The 1083-nt window shown below is 54.3% G+C and carries 1 protein-coding gene; it reads right to left on the minus strand.

Annotation, left to right across the window (positions count from 1 at the left end; genetic code table 11):
• Positions 1 to 32: 32 nt before the first annotated feature.
• Entirely contained in the window at positions 33 to 377 is a 345-nt protein-coding gene (locus AC1D0Z_RS22540; protein WP_477660368.1) for a hypothetical protein, read from the minus strand.
• Between the last annotated feature and the right edge of the window lie 706 nt (positions 378 to 1083).

The raw sequence follows: 1083 nt of genomic DNA on the forward strand, positions 1-1083 counted from the left end.
CATGTGGGTCGACCCAATAGGTATCAGATTTCTCATGAAATCAAAGACAACAGCCATACAACGCCGAGTCCACACCCTCCCGCCAGCGCAACCAAAGCTACGGTGAGCAACAAACGATGTGGAGAATCCTCAATCGAACGCCCCAAGGAATCCACCAACGGCAAGTCAGCCTTGTCAAGGTGCTCGCGAAGCCACTCGCTTGCCAAGGTAAATGGGACTGGCAAAACCAGAACCGCTACACATCCCATTAATGAGTTCGGAATATTGGGAAAAACCAGAAAGATCGACAAAGGCGCCAGCACCAGACTCAGCAAGCTGTACTGCGCGAGCACCTTGAAACCTCGGGGCATCGTCGGAAATGATCTCAGCTTGCTCATTGAGTGCCGCCTGGCATGGGATCAGGACCATCGCCCGGCGGAGGTATTTTGCGTCTGCGAGGCTCCGCGTCGGTCAAGTGCACAAGAAAAACACAGCCGGCCCCAAGGATAGGCAGTAGCCACACGATGAGGCATTGAAGGACCTTTTGAGTCGTAGTGAGTGCCGGCGAAAGCACAACCCATGCAGTGAGGGCGAGGTTCACCACGACCAGAACGACGACGCATATGGCGGGTGTGTTCATCATCTAGCGTCGGAGGTGACAGTGGCGTGCCTGTCTGTGTCGAACGACMTGTTAGACAGCACTGTCACTTCAGCGCCACCCACGATATCCATGCTACGGTTGCCACCAAGGCTACCCAGTTCGCTCTCTGGCAAATGCGACGGCCTTCATCCAGGAACTTGCCAGGCGACAGCGACCAAAGAAAGTTGGTGAGGAGTAGTCGCTCACCGGGTGAATGCGCTTGGTCTCGATTCCTATCAGGGCGGCAACTGGGACAAAGCCGGGCTTCATGGTGAGGGCTATGGATTAGATTTCCATGACCGCGAGAGTGAGGTCTGCGCCGAATCGCAGAATTCTTCCGTTGAGCTGCATCAGCAGCGTGGATGGCGGCTCCATCGCGATCGAGACTTTTAACGCTGCAATCCATCTTTAATACTCCAGATGCGGAAATATTTGCTTTTCATTTCGCTCCCTGTTTCATGAAC

The sequence above is a fragment of the Polaromonas sp. P1_E3 genome, assembly GCF_056405935.1.